Source organism: Clostridium sp. 19966 (assembly GCF_032335695.1).
Lineage (GTDB): Bacteria > Bacillota > Clostridia > Clostridiales > Clostridiaceae > JACTOJ01.
Window position 1 is genome coordinate 129,900 of sequence record NZ_JACTOJ010000009.1, and the last position, 21,470, is coordinate 151,369.

Consider the following 21,470-nt stretch of genomic DNA (forward strand, 5'->3'; position numbering starts at 1 on the left):
AAAATGGGTATCGAGAATTTAATATGGGAGGTAAGTGAAAGTGTATGGAAAAAAAGGTTAAAAACAGCTTATGGTCACAAAACGATGAAAAAGAAGTAGCCTTAGGTATATGTTTTGGCTGCGGGATAGGCATAGTGCTGGGAAGCATATTGGGTAATACTATGCTTGGACTTTCAGGTGGAGGCGTATTAGGAGTGCTTTCAGAATTGGGTATGAAATATATCAAAAGAAAAAATTAAATAAATGGCTATGTTTTAAAAGAATTTCTATAAAAGCCCGATGATTTTTAGCAAATTTATGCAGCTGTCCACTAAATAATTAGTGGACAGTTCTTTTTTAACATAGAAAAGTATATTGAGAAGAAGCCCGAAAAGGCTCCTTTTTTCTTTTAAGAGCGATTCAAAATACTGGTAAGAAAATAATTAAATAAATAGAAAACTAGATAAATACATAACTAGTTGGTTATATCGCTGAAGAAATATTAAGCGATAGTTGGAATTATGCGGTTAAGCGTTTGAATATAAAGTACTAATTGTTCATTTTTCCTAAAAGAAATTTTAGAAAATAAAGAATTGATAGTATCTCCAAAGCTCTAAACTCAAGCAGCACCAATTGAACAAAAAAATCCAGTAGAAAATTGATTCCTACCGGATTTAGCTTATCAAAAATAATAATAAATTTATATACAGATAATTTTTGACGGGTACAGTATGAATATAAGTATACTAAATTTTATTACAATGGAAAACCTGGATAATCTAGCAATTGAATAATTGGTGTACCTACATATGCTACTGTTATTGCTATTAAAAAAATCCCAACAAAAAATTTTTTATTTTTTATAAACAATATACTCACTTCCCTTTAGATATTTTTTAAGTAACTCTTACAAGAGTTACAAATATATTCAATAGTGTTGTTATCATTTAACCTAGCAAAATACTGTAATATATTTATTAAGAGCATATTATTAACTTCTCCATAAACATATACTAAATCCAAAAATTCGTCTTTAATATCTACATCTATATTCTCTTCTGAAATGTTAGTTAATTCCATCAAGGCGTCAGTTATTATAAAAGAATATTTAAATTTTTTAGCTAGGTTTAAACTTTGGTGTAAAAATATAATAGCACTTTTCTTGTTTTCTAATTTAATGTACCTTCTTCCAATCTCTAAATATAAATGTGGTAAAGAATAAAAATCCTCAGAAACTTTTGGTATAAGTTCTAACACCTCATTTAAATTCTTATTGGCCATATCCTTCTTTTTCATATCTAAATATATTTCTACTAAATTATTATAATATAAAGCTTTGTTTCCGTAATCATTGTCCAAAGTAATTTTTAACAGTTCTTCATAAATTCTCAAAGCCTCATCATAGTTATTTAAATTATATAAACAAGAAGCTTTTAATAGTAATATTCTCGTATACTCTAGATTTGAATTTTTATCAACAATATTTATAAGTTCATCAATATGTTCAACAGCTTTATTATATTCTTTTAGACAATTATAATAAAGACTACGATTATACAAGAAGATTACTTTAATATCTGCATCCATCTCAGGAAATTTATTCAATGCATAAGTACAAACATCAATTCCTTCATTATATTTATCAGTCGTCTTACTGTTTCGTAATACACTAATGACTTGGAAAAATCTTTATCCTTATAGAAATAATCCCCCGCTAATTCATATATTATTGCTTTTTTATCTACAAAATCCACTTAAGTAGAAATTCTTCTGCTTCTTTCAGAATATCAATAAAGACCGTGCTACTATTTTCAAGGAGTCCTTTAAGTTCCTCGTTATGTCAGTTCCTACAATATCTTCTTGATTTAGATTATATTTATACCTAAGGGCTTTAAGTTTTTCGCCTATAGATACTATCCTAGAACTTTCCACGTATTTTTCACCACCCCAATATTTATTTGTATATTATACCATTGGTAAATGTATGCACTAACATTTTTTAAACATTTTTACAAAACAATATAATTTATTTTGTAAAATGGTTATTTTTTATTTTTTTTATATTTTAAGTGGCTAATATTTTCTGTTTTTATATTATATGGTAGTGGTAAAAAATTTATGTTTTTCAATTTCAATACAAAATATTCTGTTTTAATTTGGAATTATACCATCGATATCTTTAATCACAATGGTGTTCTTATCGTAATCTATAAGGCCTTCTTCTTTCATTTTTATTAATTCTCTGGATAAAGATGGTCTTTGAACTCCAAGTTTATCGGCCCATTCTTTTTTAGACATTTCTATTTCTATATTTACATTATGAGAATTTTCATATTTTTCATAAATAAATTCACAAATTTTTTGTCTTATGGTCTTAAGAGTTACCTGTTTTAATTTACTGCTAAGGTTCACTGCTCTATTAGATAAAGTCCTTAAAAATTCATACAAAAATACTGTATCTTCCTGGCATAAAAGCAACACGGATTTTTTAGGTATATGAAGCACTTCGGAGCTGCTTTTACATACAACACTCATAGGATATCTGTTTACATCTCCAAATATAAGATTTTCTCCAAAGGTATCACCACGCTCAAATTTTGCTACAACTAATAGCTTTCCAGAAACATCTATCTTTTGAATCTCAACTTCGCCATCAAGTAAAATGCTTAAATTATTACAATTATCATCCTCTGAAAATATTAAATCATTTTTATTATATTTTTTTACGGTATACTTACAGGTAGAGAAAAAGTTATACAATTTGTCTGAAGACATATTATTAAACAATTTTGTTTTTACAAGTATATCAATAAAATTTTCTATGTTCACAAAATTCACCTCACTATTTATTATATCAAAAAAATAATTATGATAATGACTTAATTTTTGTATGATGTAATATTATTTTGTAATTAAATTTGTAACTTTACATTATTGATATTGTATACATATTTATAATATAACTAATATTAAGAACAATGATTTTCAGAAAGAAGTGAGTTTGGTGAAAGAAGTAAAATTTCAATTAGCAAAAATATTTTGCGATAAGATGGTACTTCAAAGAGATGCTGATATACCTGTTTGGGGAACTTCAAAAAGCAATGAAACTGTAAAAATAAGCATTAATGGAAGTGAGTATCAAGGTGAGGCTAAAGATAGCAAATGGTTTGTATATATTTCACCATTACCTGCAGGTGGCCCATATGATATGAAAGTAACTTGCGGAAATGAAGAAATCACTATAAAAGATATATTGATAGGCGATGTATGGGTAGCTGGCGGACAATCAAATATGGAATTTAATCTTAAGGATACTATTGATGGAAGAGAAGAAGCAGAAAAGGCAGATTACCAAGATATAAGATATTATCAAGTTCCTAAATTAGATTATGAAGAAGAAGGTGCAGAGGAGACAGCATCTGAATGGGTGTATTGCAATCCGGAAACCGCAAAGCATTTTTCAGCAGTAGCCTATCATTTTGCAAGGGTAATACATAGGGATATAAAAGTGCCTATAGGAATAATTAATTGCAACAGAGGTGGAACGTCAGCCTCTTGTTGGTTAAAAGAAGAGTATCTAGCTGAAGATGAAGATTTAAAAATATATTTAGATGAATATTACAATCATATAAAAGACTTAGATAGCGAAGTTTATGAAAAACAGATAGTAGATTATGATGAAACTTTAAAAACATATAATGCAAATGCAGAGAAATTTAATAAGGAGCATCCAGGAGCACCTTATGCGGAGCTGGAAAAAGCGGTAGGACAATTTCCATGGCCTCCTCCATTTGGGTGGAAATCCTATAGGAGACCTTCAGGTCTGTATAATATAATGGTAAAAAAGATTACTCCCTATGCAATAAAAGGAGTGATTTGGTATCAAGGTGAGGAAGATGCATCTAAGCCTAGAATCTATGGAAAGCTGTTTAATAATGTAATAAAAAATTGGAGAGAAGATTTCAATAGATTGGATTTACCATTTTTATTTGTACAGCTGCCGCGCTTTAATGATGAGACTGGCGATGGTGATAATTGGGCATATGTAAGGGAAGCACAGATGCTTACAATGAAAAATGATCTTAATACAGCTATGGCTGTTTCTATAGAGTATGGAGAGAGAGATGATGTCCATCCAAAGAATAAAAAGCCAGTAGGTGAAAGAGTGGCCCTTCTAGCAAAGGCTAAAGTATATGGAGAAAACATAGAATATACAGGTCCAATTTACAAGGAAATGAAGATACAAGAAAATAAAATTATAGTAAGCTTCGAGCATATAGGAAGCGGATTAGAAGTAAAAGGTGAAACCCTAAAAAGTTTTAAAATATGTGGAGAAGATAGAAAATTTGTAGAAGCCAAAGCAGCTATAAATGGTGATACTGTGGAGGTTTATGGTCACAGTATAGATAAACCTGTAGCAGTAAGATATGGCTTCACAAGCTATGACGAAAACATGAATTTATACAATAGAGAAGGTCTTCCAGCAAGCCCTTTCAGAACAGATAATTTTTAATAAGTTAAAATTTTCCCCTTATTATAAAAGACTATGCTTAAAAATATTGATATTAATATTTTTAGGTCATAGTCTTTTCAATATTTGTACGAAATATTTAATATTTAAAGAAAAAACTAAACTTATTCTATATAAAATTACTGTGGTATAAAGTAAAATGAATGAGTGAGTTAAGAGCGGTAACTTTACTTACAAAGGCGTTATGTAAATAAATATATAAAAAAAGATATATAAATAAATTTTCTTTAATTTTTTATATATCTTATAAAACCTTGAAAATACAAGGCTTATAGAAAAAATCAACTTTGTAAATGTAAATAAAAAATAAACAAATATTTAATTTTTTAAGTAAAAAGCAAATTTTTTATATTGTTAAGATAAGGTTTACATTGTAATATAAATCTGTAAGATATATTACTTAAAGTAATATCATACTAAGGGGGGTACAAGATGAATAAAAAGAAAATTGTTACATGTTTAGTATGTGCAGCATTGGTTGTCACCGTTTTCGCAGGTTGCGGAAAGAAGAATGAATCAAATAGTTCATCATCAAATGGCAAAAATACTTTCACTTTGTTTGTTGACGGTGGAGGATACAAGCCTCTACAGCTAACAGATACAACTGTAGGTAAAGAAATCACAAAGCTTACAGGAGTTACTCTTAAATGCGATTATCTAGTTGGCAGTGATGAAAAGACTAAAGCAGGACTAATGATAGCATCAGGAGAATACCCTGATTTGTTAAATGGAGGAAATGCTTTAACAGACTTTATAAGTGCTGGAGCATTAGTCCCATTGGATGACTATATTGAAAAATATGGTACTAACATTAAAAAGTACTACGGAGATGACCTTAAGAAGCTTAAATCTCCAGATGGACATATTTATACATTATCTCCAGGAAGAAAAGCTAACACACCAATATATGCAACTTCAGGCTTCAATTTAATAGCTGATTTATTAAAACAGCAGGGTTATCCTAAAGTTACTGAATTAAATGATTACTTTGACAGGATAGAAAAGTATGTTAAAGAAAATCCTAATTACAACGGAAAACCAACTATAGGATTTGCAGCAGAAACTGATTCTACTGGAAACTATATTTTAACAAATGCTCCTGCATATTTGGCAGGATATCCAAATACAGGAAATAATATTATAACAAAAGGATCTGATGGACAATATACAGCAAAGAACTTCTATTTGACTAATTACGCTCATGATTACTTCAAGAAGTTAAATGAAGAATGGAGCAAGGGTATTCTTGATCCAGATATGTTCACTCAGAACCAGGATGCTTTCAAAGCTAAGATTTCTTCAGGAAGAGTAGTTGGTTACTACGATGAAAGATGGAGATTAAGTGATTCTATAACTGCTCTTGAGCAGCAGAAACAGTATGACAGAATTCCAGTTTCAATGCCTGTAACTTTCGCAGGTGTTACAAATAACTCTTACGGTGGAATAAATGTTACTTCTGTACAGGCTGGTGTAAGTATAACAAAGAGCTGTAAAGATCCTGTAGCAGCATTTAAGTTCCTTGATGCAATGTGCGGAGATGAAATTCAGAAGCTAGTTGAATGGGGACAAAAAGGTACTGACTATGAAGTTGATTCAAACGGGAAAATGACTAAGAATGCTGATCAGTTAAAGCAGATGGATGATGCTAACTATGGACAGACTAGTGGTATAGGTCAGTTCTGGATGTTCCCTCATCCAAACTTTGGAAAAGATTCTAAGTATGCTGACGGAAACATTGTTTCACCACAGGATACTGATGCATATATATCAACAAAATACAAACCATATGAACAAGACATAGTTAAAGCATACAATGTTAAGAGTCTTGCTGATTTAGTTTCAGCACCAATAGATTCACCATTCGGATATGGATGGGATATACAGATTCCAGACAGCAAACAAGATGTAAAGATAGCTCAGCAGAATGCTGGAAATATAGCAATAGCTTACATGCCTAAGCTTATAACTGGAAAAACAGCAAACTTTGAAAGCGTATGGAGCGAATATTCACAGAAAATGAAAGATGCTAAGTATGACATAGGAAATGACTATATCACTCAGCAGGTTAATCAAAGAGTTAAAGATTGGGGAACTGCTTCTAAGTAGTTCAAATTAAGTAGGATTTCCAAGGTAACACTTGGAAATCCTATAAATAAATTAGAAAGCAAGAAGTGTTATGAAGATTCATAATATGCTTTACATAAATATTACACAATAATTACAGGGGGTATTTATATGCAAAAGTCTGAAGTGGTAGTTAATGGCTTTGTTCCTAAAAAGAAAAAAAGTTTCCTACAGCAACTATCTAGCCAAAAAGAATTAGTAATTATAACTCTTCCATTTCTATTGCTGCTATTAATTTTTAATTATGCGCCGCTTTGGGGATGGATTACAGCATTTCAAAATTATAAGCCTGCTTTAGGTGTTTCAGGATCTGAGTGGGTTGGACTTAAAAATTTTACTGATTTATTTCACGATAGCAATTTCTATCATGCTCTTAGAAATACTTTAGGAATAGCTATTTTGAAATTCATATTCGGTTTTTTAACTTCAATTACTTTAGCGGTGCTTATAAATGAAGTAAGACATCAGAAATATAAAAAAGTTGTACAAACTATATCCTATCTTCCACACTTTGTTTCCTGGGTTGTAGCAGCTAACATAGTATATAATGTTCTCTCTACAGATGATGGTATAGTTAATAAGGTTTTAGTTAATCTTCATTTAGTATCTCATCCTATAAGTTTTATGGGAATACCTACTGCCTTCTGGGGAGTAATGGTAGGGTCAGATATTTGGAAGGAAGTTGGCTGGAACTCTATAATTTATTTAGCAGCAATGACTTCCATAGATAGTGAACTTTATGAAGCAGCAAGCATCGACGGGGCTGGAAGAATTAGAAAAATATTTGCTATAACTCTTCCAAGCATAGTTCCTACAATAAAAATTCTTATGATATTGAGTATTGGATCACTTTTAAGTGTAGGTTTTGAACAAACATACCTTCTATCAAATCCATCAGTATTGGATTATTCGCAGACTATAGAACTGTATGTTTATAACTATGGTATTCCACTTGGCAGATACTCCTTTGCAACAGCAGCAGGTATATTTAACTCTGTGGTAGCCCTAGTTTTAGTTACATCTTTCAATAGGCTGTCAAAAATGATTGATGGAGAGAGTGCGTTTTAATTAAAAAAGGAGGTATATATATGAAAAGCAGAAAAGTTGGATCAAGACTCACTAGAGGAGATATCACATTTGATACAATAAATTATATAATACTAGCTTTGCTCGTAATTGTTACATTGTATCCATTTATTAATACTTTAGCAGTTTCATTTAATGATTCAGTAGATTCTACAAGAGGAGGAATATATCTTCTTCCTAGAAAATTTACTTTGTATAATTATAAAAATATATTAAGTGAGTCTGCTATATATGGAGCAACACTTATTTCAGTACTTCGTGCTTTAATAGGTTCAGTGTTAAATGTACTGGCAAGCTTAATAGTTGCTTATGCCATAAGTAAAAAAGACTTTGTGTTTCGTAAATTTTATTCAAGAATTTTTATATTCTCAATGTATTTCAGTGCAGGTTTGATACCAGGATATCTTTGGATAAAAGATTTAGGGCTTAGAAATAATTTCTTAGTATACGTATTACCAGCAATAGTAAGTGCTTGGAATATAATGGTTGTAAGAAGCTACATCGATGGACTTCCAGGAAGTATTGTAGAATCAGCTAAGATTGATGGGGCAAGCGAAACTAGAATAATATTTTCAATAATATTCCCACTAAGTTTACCAGTTTTGGCTACTATAACCTTGTTTGTAGCTGTAGGACAATGGAACTCATGGTTTGATACAATGCTTTATTGTTCAAGTGTACAATCTTTGAGTACACTGCAGTACGAACTGCAGAAGGTTCTGCAATCCACTCAAGCCTTGCAGATGCAAAATGCGTTTGTTAAACATCCAGATGGTTCAGGATCAGTTACTCCACTATCAATTAAGGCTACTATGACAATAATAGCTATAGTACCTATATTGTGTGTGTATCCTTTCCTTCAAAAGTATTTTGTTAAGGGACTTACACTTGGTGGTGTAAAAGGCTAATGTTTTAGTAAAATAATAGAAGGTTGCTATAATATGAAGATAGTATAGCAGCCTTTTTGTAGTATAAAGCTATATAGTGAAATAAAGGGGAAAAAGCTTTACATAATATATTTTTTGTGTAAAACTAAAGATAGGATAGATATGTATTATATAATGTTTGGTGGGAATAAAATTGATAAAAATAATATTAAATAAACATCCTATTGATAACATAAGCGTGAAAAATAAATTGCTGCTCATATATATTCTATGTGCTTTTTTACCTGTGATTTTTACAAATACAGTATTTTTAAAAGTAACTAGCAACAATGTGAAAAATCAGCAATTAGAATTAATAAATTCCTCTCTTCAGAAGACAAAACTTCAACTATATAAGGATATAGACGATGGAACTCTGGCTGCATATACTATTCTTACAGATCAGCAAATTAATAATTCCTTGGAAAGAAATTATATTTCCATGGAAGATTTTTATGATGAATATAACAGATATCTTAGAGACAGCCTTCAGAAAATATTATATATGGTAAATCAGATTGGAGAAGTAAATATATATACTAACAATCCTAACATACCTAATAGCAGCGGATATCAATTTATAACTGATGACGTGAAAGAGCAAGAATGGTATAAATATGCTTTAAGCGATCCAAAAGTGTTTCATATGATTGCCTATGAAAGCGGAGGAAATAAGTATTTTAGTTTAATAAAAGTGTTAAATTATTTTAATTCAGGTCAGAAGTATAATAAGGTACTTAAGATTGATTTTAGCGATTATAAATTACAAACAACTTTAGATTCTGAGAAATTAAGCGGACAGGTGTACTTGTTAAATGATGGAGATAGGGTAGTCTGCACTACAGATCAGCAATATGGTGAAGGAAAAATACTTCCTATATTCGATGAAAGCCTTTTCAAGAAAAGCGATACTATAATCAAAACGGATTTTGATAAATATAGTCAGACCAAGGGATGGCAGCTTGCATTGGTAGTGAATGAACAGGATATTACCACTAATATAAATGAATCTAAGCAATATATATATTACCTATGCATAATTAATCTATTATTTGCTTTTGTGATTATTCAGATCATTTCATCTTCCTTTAAGTACAGACTAAAGATTCTTACTAAGCACATTAAGAAGGTAAGAAAGCAGAATTTTGAGATAGTGGAGTGCAATGAAGGAAGAGATGAAATAGGAGAAGTAATAAGAGAATTTAATAGAATGACTCTTAAGATAAATGAGCTTATAAGAGATGTATATGAGGAAAAAATACAGAAGAAAAATCTAGAGATAGAGCGAAGGCAAGCTGAAATAAATGCTCTTCAAAGCCAAATAAATCCTCATTTCCTTTTTAATGTTTTAGAGAGCATACGTATGAGAAGTGTAATAAAAAAAGAAACTGAAACTGCTCAGATTATTAAGTATGTATCAAAGATGTTTAGGAGACTGCTTCAGTGGGAAAATGATATGATAACCATAAAGGAAGAAACAGAATATATTGAAGATTTTTTAAAGATAGAAAAATATAGATTTGGTGATAAAATAGATTATGAGATGGAAATAAATCAAGAGGCTCTCTATTTTAATGTTCCCAAAATGATTTTCCAGCCTTTAGTAGAAAATGCCTGTGCCCATGGAATAGAACGGAAAAAAGATGGCGGAAAGGTTTCTATGAAACTAGACCTTGAAGAAGGAAAGCTTATTTGCATAATAGAAGATAATGGTACTGGTATTGAGGATAATAAGCTAAAAGATATAATCAGCAATATGCATAAGGAGACCAGTGATGGTAAAAGTATAGGAATTAAAAATGTTTATAACAGATTAAAGCTCATATATGATGATAAATTTACTTTTAAAATAGAAAGTGTATTTGGACAAGGCACGAGAATAGTTATAAGCATACCTACCGAAGACTAACTCAGATGGGAGGAAGCTAATTTGTATAAAGTTATGATAGTAGACGATGAACCATTTGTTAGGCAAGGTTTAATATCCTTAATCAATTGGGCAGAATATGATTTTCAGATATGCTGTGAGTCAGATAATGGCATTGATGCCTTAAAAAGTGCTAAAGAATATTCACCAGATTTAATCATCACTGACATAAGAATGCCAGAGATGAGTGGCTTAGAACTGATAAGAGAATGTGAAAAAGAGTTGAAAAGTGGCTGTAAATATATAATATTAAGCGGGTACAGCGAATTTGAATATGCTAGACAAGCGATGAGCTATGGGGTAGTAAATTATATTCTTAAGCCTATTGATGAGGATGAAGTTAAGGAATCACTTGCAAGAATAAAAAAAGAGCTAGACGAAAAAAATCAAAGATTAAGTTCGTTTCTTGATTATAAAATTTTGGCTGCCAATGTGTTAAAAAAATACATGAATGGGCAGGCGGATAAAAATAAATTAAATAAGGTTAGGGAATTTATTCCTAATTTTGATAAGGGCAAATTCTGTTATGGAATTATTCTACCTATAGAAATAGAGAATAAAGAATTAAAAGAGTATAGCGTTGCTCAAATGGTTAAAAAGTTTATTTCTCGAGTATTTGCCCAAAGCACATTCATTTATGTTATTGAGGAAGAAAATACGTAGGGAATTTTATTCACGGATGAATTATATAAAAAATATAAAGATATAGAAGAACTAGGTTATACTATAATAAATAAAATTAAAGATGAACTGGATATTGAATGTACTCTCTATTTAGGCGAGAAGGCAGAAGGTATCGTTAATTTAGTACAATCTAGAGAGACTTGCTTGAAAGCAATAAACAATAATTTTATTTTAGCCCAAAAAGGTGTATTGAGCTATGAAAAACTGAAAGATGTTGAATTTAATTATGACAGCATAAATAAAGAATTGCTAGAAAATCTTTTGGAAGCTGTGGAAAAGAATAATGTGGACAAAATATATAGTGATATAGAAAAAATTGAAATTGAGATAGTAAAAGAATCTACAGCTCCGGAAGTGGCAAAATCAAATATAATTAGCTTTGAGTTTGAAGTCTTAAATAATATAATTAATATGAAAGGAGATCCTTCGATAATATCAAATAGTATTGAAAGACTCCAAAATGATTTTACTTTTGTAAAGGATTTAAAAAACAGGCTTCAAGAATTTTGTATAGAAACTGCCAAATATATAACAGATTTAAAGCAATACAAAAGTAAGGGTGTATTGTTAGAAGTGAAGGATTATATTGAAAATAATTTTCAAAAAGATTTAAGATTAAAAAGCCTTTCGGAGCATTTTTATATAAATCCTATATATCTTGGACAGATATTTAAAAAGAATTTCGGAATGTCTTTTAATGATTACTTAAATAATATTAGAGTAGAAAAAGCAAAGGAATTACTTCTGAATACAGATAAAAAGATTTGTGATATTGCAGAAAATGTGGGATACAAGGATACTAATTATTTTATAAGCAGATTTGAAAAAATAACTCATACTACGCCAACAGAATATAAAAAAATATGTAAAAAAGATATATAGCAAGGAGGTGATTTGTTGCTGAAGGTTATAATTGTTGATGATGAACCATTTGTTAGAGAAGGTATGAAATCAGTAATAAGCTGGGGAAAATATGATGTTAAGTTATGTGGAGAAGCAGAGGACGGAGAAGAAGCTTTAAAATTAATCAAGGAAATAAATCCTGATATAGTTATCACGGATATAAGAATGCCAGAAATGAGCGGGCTAGAATTAATAGAGAAAGCTAAAAAAGAACTTGGCAGCAAAGCTGAATTTATAATACTAAGTGGATATACTGATTTTAAATATGCGCAAAAGGCTATTAAATCAAATGTTTTTAATTATTTGCTTAAACCTATAGATGAAGATGAATTGGTTAAGGTCATACTTGAAATTAAGGAAAGAATAAAACAAAATGCTGAAAGCAATGAGGAGAATAGCCTTATAGAAAACCTAATAAACGGCAAAAAAGTTGATAATCTGAATTATTCTGCTTATAAAAATATTTTAAATTCTAAAATAAGATATATATATTTAGAAATTGACGTATTAGATTGGCTTGAAGATTTGAATGAAGTGGAATTAAAAGAAAAGCTTAGGGAATTGGAAGAGAGTATATATAGAGTAATACACAGAGAAAATATAAACTGCATATATCAAGAACAGATTTGGAAGTATGGCATAATCCTATGTGATGAAATCTTAAAATATTATAAAAGTGTGGAAAATTTTGCGGAAGCTTTATATAAAAATATTTCAAATAATATTACAAATAAATGTATAGTTATAGTGGGCAAAGAAGTAGGTAACATAAATGATTTAATTGAATCATATATATCCTGTAACAACATGAAGCAATATAAATATTTTTATGATAAGGAGACCGTCATATATTATGATGATATCAAGAAGGTAGAGTCAAAGTATTATGATGGACAGAATTTAGAAGTTGAAGACCTTTCAAGTGCCATAGAGCAAGGAGATAATTTAAAAATATTTGAGAATATAAACAATATATTTAAAAATATAAAAGAACACAATATATCGCCTGACATAGTTAAAGCTTACTTTATTGTGCTTGTTTTAAATGTGATTTCAAATATTACAGAAAAAAACGGCAATACGGATGACTTTATGAATATGTTTGAAACTATAAAATATATGAAGGATATGGGCATAGGAGAAATGCAGGATAACCTGGTAAAATTCTCCATAGCCAGTTCAAAATATATTAAGTCAATGAAATCCACTAGTCAAGGTAGCGGTATATATGAAATTGCAAAATATATCGATAATAATTATAATCAGCAAGATATTAGCTTGAAAAAATTAGCGGAGATTTTCTACATAAATCCTGTATATTTAGGTCAGCTATTTAAAAAAAGTTTTGGCATGTACTTTAATGATTATCTTCATAGTAAGAGGATTGAAGAAGCTAAAAAATTACTCAGAAGATCAGATTTAAAGCTATATGAAATAGCAATAAAAGTAGGTTACTCAGATGCTAATTATTTTATAAGCAAATTTGAAAAGATAACTCATTTTACTCCAACACAATATAAGAATAGCAAGTAAAAGGAGATATCTCAAAAAGGTTATTTATTTTAAGATATTAAACTAAGCTTTGTAAGCGATACATTTGAATTAAGAAGTAAGAATTATTGAGTAAATCGAGTCTTTTTGAGCCGATTTCTTTTAAATTTTTGATCTGCCAGCAATTTCCTGGTAGGAAAATAATTATTATAGATTTATAAAAAATTCAGCAAGGCTGAATTTTTACCTTTAGTTCGAAAGGGTATGTTTTAAAATGTTGATATTTTCTTTGGAGTTTTAGAAACTCTTAGGAAGTGCGACTTATAATTGGCGTAATTTTGCCCAGGAAGGGCAAAGCCATTTTAGCGACAGGACGTCGCAATAAAATGGGTAGCCAGTTATAATAAAGCAATCCTTAGAGTTTCTTAATGATCATAAGTCTATATCAACATTCTTTTAAAACATACCCTAGTTATTGGAAGCTAATTTTCCATGCTTTTCATAATTGGTAACTCTATTTATAGAATTGTCCTCATTAACAAATACAACTTTAGGTTTATGGTTTTCCAATTCTTCAGGCTCTAATTGGCAGTAGGTCATTATTATTATTAAATCGCCTTTTTGGGCGCATCTTGCAGCAGCACCATTAAGACATATTACGCCACTGCCGCTTTCACCTTCTATAGCATAAGTTTCAAATCTTTCTCCATTATTTATGTTAACTATTGCTACTTTTTCATATTCCACAATTCCAGCTGCATCCATAAGGTCTCTATCTATGGTTATGCTTCCAACATAATTAAGTTCAGCTTGAGTTACTACAGCTCTGTGGATTTTAGATTTTAGCATATTAAGTATCATTTCGTATCCCCCATAATATAAAGTATTTATCATATTTTTTTATATATTGGCTATGTTTAAAATCAGTGTAAGTAACATTGATTTTAAACAGAACTTATATATTGAATGTAAAATTATCTATAAGTCTTGTTTTGCCTATGTATACTGCTATGGCAACCAATATGCTGCTTTTTACGTTATCTACCTTTTCAAGAGATGAACTATCAACTATTTCAATATAGTCGATTTTTGCTAAAGCTTCACTTTTTAGCGTATCAGCTATTAGGCTTATAATTGCGGCTACATTTTTTTCACCATCATTTAAAGCAGCTTTGGCTTTTGTAAGACTTTTATTTAGTATTAAGGCTGCAGCTCTCTCTTCAGCGTTTAAATAGGTATTTCTTGAGCTTTTTGCAAGACCATCTTCTTCACGGATTATTGGGCAAGGAACTATTTCAATATTCATGTTAAGATCTCTTACCATTCTTTTTATAACTGCCAGCTGCTGAGCATCTTTTTCACCAAAGTATGCTCTATCAGGTTGAACTATATTAAAAAGCTTAGTAACAACTGTACATACTCCTCTAAAATGTCCAGGTCTTTTAGCTCCGCAAAGTCCTTCTGTAAGGCCGGTAACTTCTGCATAAGAGGAAAAATCTTTAAAATACATTTCCTCAGGAGCTGGATTAAAAATTAATGCTCCTCCACAGCTCTCTACTAGCTTGCTGTCATTATCCATATCTCTAGGGTATTTTTCTAAGTCCTCATTTGGTCCGAACTGTATAGGGTTAACAAATACACTAACCACTACTCTATCATTTTCGTTAACAGCTTTTTTTATTAGAGATGCATGTCCTTGGTGCAAATATCCCATAGTAGGAACCAACCCTACAGAGAAGCCTTCTTTTTTCCAAGAGTTAATACAATCTTTTACTTCCTTTATAGTGTGAACAATTTTCATAATACTGCCTCCAATTTATTAATATAGCTTTGCTATTATGCTGTCGTCTATTTTAAATTCATGCTCTGCAGCAGGAAAAGCACCATTTTCTACTTCACTGATATATGACTTTATAGCATCTCGCATAAGAGCACCGATTTGAGCATACTGCTTTACAAATTTAGGCTTAAAATCGGAATACATTCCAAGCATATCAGCATAAACTAATATCTGACCATCGCATTCATTTCCAGCTCCAATACCTATAGTAGGGATACTGATGCTGGAAGAAATTATTTCAGCTAATTTTGCAGGAACGCATTCCAAAACTATTGCAAAGGCTCCTGCTTTTTCTATAAGCTTAGCATCTTCTATAAGAGCTTTAGCAGCAGCTTCACTTTTCCCCTGTACCTTAAATCCGCCGAAAGCATTCACGGATTGAGGAGTGAGCCCTATGTGGCCCATTACCGGGATTGATGCATTCACTATAGCCTCTATATGTGGAGCAAAAGCTGCACCTCCTTCAATTTTTACCGCATTTGCATTTCCTTCTTTAATCAATCTTCCTGCGTTATATACCGCATCATAAATAGAAGTTTGATAGGACATAAAAGGCATGTCAGTAACAATTAGTGCATTTTTTGTACCTCTTGCTACAGCTTTTGAATGATGAAGCATATCTTCCATTGTTACGCTTAAAGTATCTTCGTATCCTAGTGATACCATTCCTAGGGAATCACCTACAAGTATTCCGTTTATACCTGATTCGTCTACTATCTTAGCAGTAGAATAATCATAGGCTGTAAGCATGCTTAATTTATTTCCATTTAGTTTAGCCTCTTTAAAGGTCACTGCTGTATTTTTCATTTTTCAATTCCTCCAGATAGATTTCTATTTTTGAGTAATCCCTGTTTTTATTTTTCAGCTTAGCTATTTCAAGAAGTTCGTAGGATAAATCTGCATATACTCTGCGGTGAGCTTCAGGCATAGCTGAAATATGTTTTTTTATAGTATCCATATCTCCTCGCTCTAATGGGCCGGTTAATGCTTTTGATAATCCATTGTTGTTAAAATTTTCTATATTGCTATTTATAAGTGGATATAGGGCATTAATAGCATCTTCCTCAGAGAAACCATATGGAATTAAATATGAGCAGCTTCTTTTTACTAAACTCAAAAAAATGTTGCTTACATTCACACTAGCAAGATGATACATGGATTTATTAGAAGATTTTATTTTTACTAGCTTAATATTCATGTAAGTAAATATTTTTTTAAAGTAATCCATATATTTTTCGCTGCCTTCTATAGTGAATGTAGCATTTTTTATAAATTTATAGCTTTCATATTTATCTGAAACAGGAAATATTGGGTGAATTGAATAAGAGTAAGCTTGATACTTATCTATGTCAGAAAATATTTTGGACGTGAGACAGCCACTAGTGTGGCAAATAATTTTGTTAGAAAAGTCGTAATCTTTTAATTGGTTGTAAGTGTTTAATATTTCATCATCAGGCACAGTAATAAATAGTATATTACTATCATGAATCAAATCTTTTAAATTATCATAGCATTTGCTATCTGTAAAGCTGCTGGCAGCCTTACTTGAAGAATAGGTTCTACTGTAGTACCCAGAAAGAGGTATATCATTTACGGAAAAGAGTTTTCCTAAGGTAAATCCCATCTTTCCAGCACCTATAAACCCTGTTTTTATTAGTACCACCTCCTCTAAAGAAGTGTACCTATAATGAAATATGTCTCATTCTTAATTTTGATTGCAAGATAAGCAATCTAGATATGAGCATAAAAAAACTGACATAAATTTTAGTGCAGCTCTTAGCGATGCCACCCAAAAAAAATTTAGCACATAATAGTTAAAAAATCAAGTAAATAGTTTTGTATAATTAGTTCTAAAATGTGAATATGATATTTTGGCATTTTAAAAATATAGCATTTGAAACTAAAGGAATGTTTTAAATCAGTGTAAAAATCAGCACTGATTTAAAACATAGCCCAATAAATAAATTTATATGTAGAAAGTCTACATCTGCGACAAATAAAAGTTAATAGCAGTCAGGCTTTTGTAACATTAGTTGCCTGTTCTCCTTTTGCGCCATGACTAATTTCAAATTCTACATTATCACCTTCGTTTAGAGATTTGAAGCCTTCGCCTCCTATACTTGAAAAATGAACAAAAACATCTTTCCCATCATTAGTGGTTATAAAACCATATCCTTTTTGGGCATTAAACCATTTTACTGTACCATGCATTGAAAAAAACCTCCTGTAAACTCTAAATTAATAATATCCAATAATAGTATTGTGTTTAATTAAGATGGATTTTATGCAGATCTCTTTAAATTTTGTTATAATGTATTAAAATAATGACAATAATTATAAATATATAAGGAAGTGTTTTTATGGATATAAAAATTTTTGATTCCCATGCCCATTATGATGATGAGAAATTTGATGAAGATAGAGAAAAAGTTATAGAAGCTATACAAAAAAGCGGGGTAATAGGAGTTTTAAATTGCGGTGCTTCTTATGCTGGAGCAAAAAAGTCAGCAGAATTGGCAAATACCTATGACATGTTTTATGCAGCTATTGGAATACACCCAGAAAATGCATATGAATTAAATGAAGAGGTACTTAATGAATTTAGACTGTTAGCTCAAAATCCTAAAATCAGAGCTGTAGGGGAAATAGGATTAGATTACTACTATGAAGAAAATCCTCCTAGGGACATACAAAAACAAGCGTTTATTAATCAAATGAAATTGGCTGAAGAATTGAAATTGCCAGTGGTGATTCATGACAGAGATGCTCATGAGGATACACTTAACATAATAAAGCAATTTCCAAAGGTTAATGGAGTTGTTCACTGCTTTTCAGGAAGTGTAGAATTTGCCAAGCAATGTTTAAAGGAAGGTTATTATATAGGCATAACAGGGGTAGTTACTTTTAAAAATGCTAAAAAAATTGTCGAAGTTGTAAGAGAGGTACCTATGGATAAAATTCTTGTCGAAACAGACTGCCCATATATGGCACCAACACCTAATAGAGGCAAGAGAAATCAATCAGATTACATAATTTATGTAATGGAAAAAATAGCTGAAATAAAAGAAGTAACAGTAGAAGAGATAAGCAGTAATACTATAAAAAATGTGAAAAACTTGCTAAATTTAAAATAATAGTGTAGAATAGACAAAGGTTGCTGAAATTTTGGTAACTTATTCTAATTTTTTAAAAGCATGTACTTATTTGTTTGGGTTTTGCATATAATTATATATGCTCGTTTTATCCATTAAGAAATAACTCCATAAAAGACTGTTAAAATGTTGCCATCATATATATTTAATATCAATATGCACAGAGTGCATTCTAAACAGTCAAAAAAAGGCTGAGAATATTTGTGTTCAAAGCTTGAGATGGAGGTAAAAAAAGATGGAAAAAATAAGGACTGAGATGAGAAAGTTTTTTTCAGTTGGCCCAAAATCCACCTTTGTGATTTTATTACTGATAATAATTTGTTTCAGCATTATTCATAATATGAAAAAAGAAATAACAATTGTTATAGACGGAAAAGAAACAAAGATAATAACGTATACTTCTGATTTGAAGAGTTCTCTAGCCAAAAATAATATTCAGATAGGGCCAAAGGATAAGATTCAACCAGGAATAGACAGTAAAATAAAAAATGGAGATAGAATATCTATCAAAAGAGCAGTTAACATTAAAGTAAAAGTTGATGGGAAGATACTAAATGTAGCTACTGCTCAAAACAAAGTTGGTGATATGTTAGCAGCTGAAGGTATAAAGCTAAGCAGCGCTGATAAAATCGCACCACTGAAAACTGAAAATGTTACAGCTGGCATGGAAATTTGCATTACTAGAGTATCAAGTGAAATTAAGAAAAATGTAGTGTCCGTTGATTATTCAACGGTTGTTAATAAAGATAATAATCTGCCAAGCAATGTAACAAAAGTTGTTCAGGATGGTCAGTTTGGTGAAAGAGAAATTACGTCCAGATTAGTTTATGAAGATGGTAAGCTAATATCTAACGATGTGATAAGTGACAATGTAACTAAACAACCATCACAGAAAATAATAGTACAAGGCACTCTAGGAGTTTTAAATCTTTCTAGAGGAGGAGAACAGGTTCTTTTTAAGAGAACAGTTAGAGTAAAGGCTACAGCCTATACTAATTGCTACCAATGTACAGGTAAATCAAGAGGTAGCGCAGAATATGGCATAACATCCACAGGCACAACAGCTAAAAGAGATCCTAGTGGATACAGTACCATTGCAGTAGACCCAGATGTGATACCTCTGGGAACAAAAGTATATGTAGATGGTTATGGATTTGCCATTGCAGAAGATACAGGTGGGGCTATTAAAGGAAATTCAATAGATGTATTCCTAAATAGTTACAATGAAGCTTCCAATTGGGGAGTAAGATATTTAAATGTATATGTTTTAAAATAGAAGCCTTAGGGCTTCTATTTTTTTTAGACTATTAAAACAAAGGCAAAATGTATCGGAACTATATTGACATAAATAAACTATTTGATATAATATAATTAATTGATAATGAAAATGATTATCAACACTATATGCTCCAATTCTTAGCTATATTTGCCATTATACACCTGATATAAAATTACACATGCTAAGAGTAGAAGTTAAGTTTCTTAAATACTTTGTACTTTATAGGAAGCAGTAATCTTAAGGTTTATTGCTTCCTATAATTTTATGATCATAATTAAAATTAACTATAATGCCAGGAGGTAAGCTTATGGCAGTACTTCCGCAAAGTCCTCAGGCTCCACAGGGACTTACAGTAGAAGAGCTTGTAGCTTACGGAAGATTTCCTCATAAAAAAGGTTTTGGAAAACTGCAGAAGGAGGATAGAGAAATCATTCAATGGGCCTTAGAGGTAATAGGTATGGAAGGATATAAAGATAGAGAGATAGAAGCACTTTCCGGAGGACAAAGACAGAGAGTGTGGATAGCTATGGCTCTTGCTCAAAAAACAGATATACTGCTTTTAGATAAACCTACCACTTATTTGGATTTAGCTCATCAGCTGGAAATATTAACATTGCTTGAAAATTTAAACAAAAAACAGGGAAGAACAATTATTATGGTTATTCATGAATTAAATAATGCAGCTAGATTTGCGGATTATATGATTGGAGTTAAGGAAGGTAAAATAGTCTCTAACGGAACTCCAGAAGAGGTTATGACCAAAGAGAATTTAAAAAATATTTTCAACATAGATGCTGAGGTGGTGAGAGATCCTAGATATAACAAACAGGTTTGCATTACCTATGATTTAATTTAAAAGGAGTTAAATAATAGTACCTAGCCTTACGAAAGAGGTTAAGTACTATTTTTCTTGATAACACAATGCTATTAGGGTAGAATCTATATAGCATATGAAATTATTGGTGGTGTTTTTATGATTAAAGAAGTTATAGTAGTAGAAGGAAGAGACGATGTTACTGCTGTAAAAAGGGCTGTAGAAGCAGAAGTTATAGCTGTGGGCGGCTTTGGAATAAATGAAAAAGTGATAAATAAAATAAGAGAAGCGCAAAATAGAAAGGGAGTAATCGTACTTACAGATCCAGATTTTGCTGGAGAAAAAATAAGACGCATAATATCTAAAAGGGTCAAAGGGATAAAGCATGCATACATATCGAGAAAAGATGGTACCAAAGATGGTGATATAGGCGTAGAAAATGCAAAGCCTGAAATCATAATAGAGGCTTTAAACAAAGCTAAATGTGAGCTTGGAGAAAAAAGATCAGAATTTAATATGCAGGATATGTTTTTCCTTAAGCTTACAGGATACGGAGATTCTAAAGATAGAAGAGACAAAGTGGGAAATATATTAGGCATAGGATATGGAAATGCTGTGCAGTTTTTATCTAGATTAAACAATTACGGTGTATCTAGGGAAGAGCTTGCAGAAGCAGTTAGAAGTTTGGCTATGTTTTAAGAGAATGTTGATATATGCAAAAGTTATAAAACAAG

The 21,470-nt window shown here is 30.9% G+C and carries 19 protein-coding genes and 1 pseudogene; 13 read left to right on the forward strand and 7 right to left on the reverse strand.

Features of this window, described 5'->3' with window-relative positions; genetic code table 11:
- The first annotated feature begins 44 nt into the window (after nt 1-44).
- Nucleotides 45-239 (forward strand): hypothetical protein, encoded by a 195-nt coding sequence (locus IAI10_RS11415; protein WP_315673392.1) that lies wholly within the window; start codon nt 45-47, stop codon nt 237-239.
- A gap of 625 nt (nt 240-864) precedes the next feature.
- On the opposite strand, the gene IAI10_RS11420 is transcribed toward IAI10_RS11415, so the two are convergent.
- Nucleotides 865-1,584, reverse strand: coding sequence for a tetratricopeptide repeat protein (locus tag IAI10_RS11420; RefSeq protein WP_315673393.1), 720 nt, complete (start codon nt 1,582-1,584; stop codon nt 865-867).
- A 546-nt stretch (nt 1,585-2,130) separates the two neighbouring features.
- Nucleotides 2,131-2,808 (reverse strand): Crp/Fnr family transcriptional regulator, encoded by a 678-nt coding sequence (locus IAI10_RS11425; RefSeq protein WP_315673394.1) that lies wholly within the window; start codon nt 2,806-2,808, stop codon nt 2,131-2,133.
- Nucleotides 2,809-2,983: 175 nt separating this feature from the next.
- Here IAI10_RS11425 and IAI10_RS11430 point away from each other — a divergent pair, with 175 nt between their 5' ends.
- From IAI10_RS11430 to IAI10_RS11465, 8 genes are all read left to right on the forward strand, one after another.
- Nucleotides 2,984-4,492, forward strand: coding sequence for a sialate O-acetylesterase (locus tag IAI10_RS11430; RefSeq protein ID WP_315673395.1), 1,509 nt, complete (start codon nt 2,984-2,986; stop codon nt 4,490-4,492).
- A gap of 450 nt (nt 4,493-4,942) precedes the next feature.
- Nucleotides 4,943-6,616, forward strand: coding sequence for an ABC transporter substrate-binding protein (locus IAI10_RS11435; protein ID WP_315673396.1), 1,674 nt, complete (start codon nt 4,943-4,945; stop codon nt 6,614-6,616).
- Between the two features lie 129 nt (nt 6,617-6,745).
- A complete protein-coding gene (locus IAI10_RS11440; protein ID WP_315673397.1) occupies nt 6,746-7,702 on the forward strand; it encodes an ABC transporter permease subunit in 957 nt (318 codons plus the stop codon).
- Nucleotides 7,703-7,722: 20 nt separating this feature from the next.
- Nucleotides 7,723-8,628 (forward strand): carbohydrate ABC transporter permease, encoded by a 906-nt coding sequence (locus IAI10_RS11445; protein WP_315673398.1) that lies wholly within the window; start codon nt 7,723-7,725, stop codon nt 8,626-8,628.
- Between the two features lie 172 nt (nt 8,629-8,800).
- Nucleotides 8,801-10,555, forward strand: a complete 1,755-nt coding sequence (locus tag IAI10_RS11450; RefSeq protein ID WP_315673399.1) for a sensor histidine kinase — start codon at nt 8,801-8,803, stop codon at nt 10,553-10,555.
- A 21-nt stretch (nt 10,556-10,576) separates the two neighbouring features.
- The gene (locus IAI10_RS11455; RefSeq protein WP_315673400.1) at nt 10,577-11,236 is read left to right on the forward strand and encodes a response regulator; all 660 of its coding nucleotides are present in this window, start codon (nt 10,577-10,579) and stop codon (nt 11,234-11,236) included.
- Nucleotides 11,237-11,401: 165 nt separating this feature from the next.
- Complete coding sequence (locus IAI10_RS11460) at nt 11,402-12,139, forward strand: helix-turn-helix domain-containing protein (RefSeq protein WP_315673401.1); 738 nt, start codon at nt 11,402-11,404, stop codon at nt 12,137-12,139.
- A 15-nt stretch (nt 12,140-12,154) separates the two neighbouring features.
- On the forward strand, nt 12,155-13,693 hold the full coding sequence (locus tag IAI10_RS11465; RefSeq protein WP_315673402.1) for a response regulator: 1,539 nt from the start codon (nt 12,155-12,157) through the stop codon (nt 13,691-13,693).
- Nucleotides 13,694-14,119: 426 nt separating this feature from the next.
- Here the strand turns inward: IAI10_RS11465 and panD are convergent, their stop codons facing one another.
- From panD to IAI10_RS11490, 5 genes are all read right to left on the reverse strand, one after another.
- Nucleotides 14,120-14,512 (reverse strand): aspartate 1-decarboxylase, encoded by a 393-nt coding sequence (gene panD, locus IAI10_RS11470; protein ID WP_315673403.1) that lies wholly within the window; start codon nt 14,510-14,512, stop codon nt 14,120-14,122.
- Between the two features lie 94 nt (nt 14,513-14,606).
- Complete coding sequence (gene panC / locus IAI10_RS11475; RefSeq protein ID WP_315673404.1) at nt 14,607-15,452, reverse strand: pantoate--beta-alanine ligase; 846 nt, start codon at nt 15,450-15,452, stop codon at nt 14,607-14,609.
- Nucleotides 15,453-15,470: 18 nt separating this feature from the next.
- Nucleotides 15,471-16,298: a 3-methyl-2-oxobutanoate hydroxymethyltransferase gene (gene panB / locus IAI10_RS11480; RefSeq protein WP_315673405.1), complete on the reverse strand. Its 828-nt coding sequence runs from the start codon at nt 16,296-16,298 to the stop codon at nt 15,471-15,473.
- Nucleotides 16,273-17,154 carry a Rossmann-like and DUF2520 domain-containing protein gene (locus tag IAI10_RS11485; protein ID WP_315673406.1) on the reverse strand — a complete coding sequence of 294 codons (882 nt, stop codon included), beginning with the start codon at nt 17,152-17,154 and terminating at the stop codon, nt 16,273-16,275. The genes panB and IAI10_RS11485 overlap by 26 nt, the downstream gene beginning before the upstream one ends.
- A 350-nt stretch (nt 17,155-17,504) precedes the next feature.
- Nucleotides 17,505-17,702 (reverse strand): cold shock domain-containing protein, encoded by a 198-nt coding sequence (locus tag IAI10_RS11490; RefSeq protein ID WP_315673407.1) that lies wholly within the window; start codon nt 17,700-17,702, stop codon nt 17,505-17,507.
- 149 nt (nt 17,703-17,851) lie between these two features.
- Here IAI10_RS11490 and IAI10_RS11495 point away from each other — a divergent pair, with 149 nt between their 5' ends.
- The 4 genes and pseudogenes from IAI10_RS11495 to rnmV all read left to right on the forward strand — a co-directional run bounded on the left by IAI10_RS11495 (nt 17,852) and on the right by rnmV (nt 21,435).
- Nucleotides 17,852-18,625, forward strand: coding sequence for a TatD family hydrolase (locus tag IAI10_RS11495; protein ID WP_315673408.1), 774 nt, complete (start codon nt 17,852-17,854; stop codon nt 18,623-18,625).
- A 253-nt stretch (nt 18,626-18,878) separates the two neighbouring features.
- On the forward strand, nt 18,879-19,919 hold the full coding sequence (locus IAI10_RS11500; protein WP_315673409.1) for a 3D domain-containing protein: 1,041 nt from the start codon (nt 18,879-18,881) through the stop codon (nt 19,917-19,919).
- 304 nt (nt 19,920-20,223) lie between these two features.
- Nucleotides 20,224-20,778 (forward strand): annotated as a pseudogene (locus IAI10_RS11505) (ABC transporter ATP-binding protein); the annotation flags it as partial.
- 117 nt (nt 20,779-20,895) lie between these two features.
- Nucleotides 20,896-21,435, forward strand: a complete 540-nt coding sequence (gene rnmV, locus IAI10_RS11510) for a ribonuclease M5 (RefSeq protein WP_315673410.1) — start codon at nt 20,896-20,898, stop codon at nt 21,433-21,435.
- The last annotated feature ends 35 nt before the right edge of the window (nt 21,436-21,470 follow it).

Excerpts from the sequence above, each read along its gene's own strand:
- IAI10_RS11435 (WP_315673396.1), top strand. The coding sequence starts at position 4,943 with ATGAATAAAAAGAAAATTGTTACATGTTTAGTATGTGCAGCATTGGTT.
- panD (WP_315673403.1), bottom strand. The coding sequence starts at position 14,512 with ATGATACTTAATATGCTAAAATCTAAAATCCACAGAGCTGTAGTAACT.
- IAI10_RS11415 (WP_315673392.1), top strand. The coding sequence starts at position 45 with ATGGAAAAAAAGGTTAAAAACAGCTTATGGTCACAAAACGATGAAAAA.
- IAI10_RS11495 (WP_315673408.1), top strand. The coding sequence starts at position 17,852 with ATGGATATAAAAATTTTTGATTCCCATGCCCATTATGATGATGAGAAA.
- IAI10_RS11440 (WP_315673397.1), top strand. The coding sequence starts at position 6,746 with ATGCAAAAGTCTGAAGTGGTAGTTAATGGCTTTGTTCCTAAAAAGAAA.
- panC (WP_315673404.1), bottom strand. The coding sequence starts at position 15,452 with ATGAAAATTGTTCACACTATAAAGGAAGTAAAAGATTGTATTAACTCT.
- IAI10_RS11445 (WP_315673398.1), top strand. The coding sequence starts at position 7,723 with ATGAAAAGCAGAAAAGTTGGATCAAGACTCACTAGAGGAGATATCACA.
- panB (WP_315673405.1), bottom strand. The coding sequence starts at position 16,298 with ATGAAAAATACAGCAGTGACCTTTAAAGAGGCTAAACTAAATGGAAAT.
- IAI10_RS11490 (WP_315673407.1), bottom strand. The coding sequence starts at position 17,702 with ATGCATGGTACAGTAAAATGGTTTAATGCCCAAAAAGGATATGGTTTT.
- rnmV (WP_315673410.1), top strand. The coding sequence starts at position 20,896 with ATGATTAAAGAAGTTATAGTAGTAGAAGGAAGAGACGATGTTACTGCT.
- IAI10_RS11500 (WP_315673409.1), top strand. The coding sequence starts at position 18,879 with ATGGAAAAAATAAGGACTGAGATGAGAAAGTTTTTTTCAGTTGGCCCA.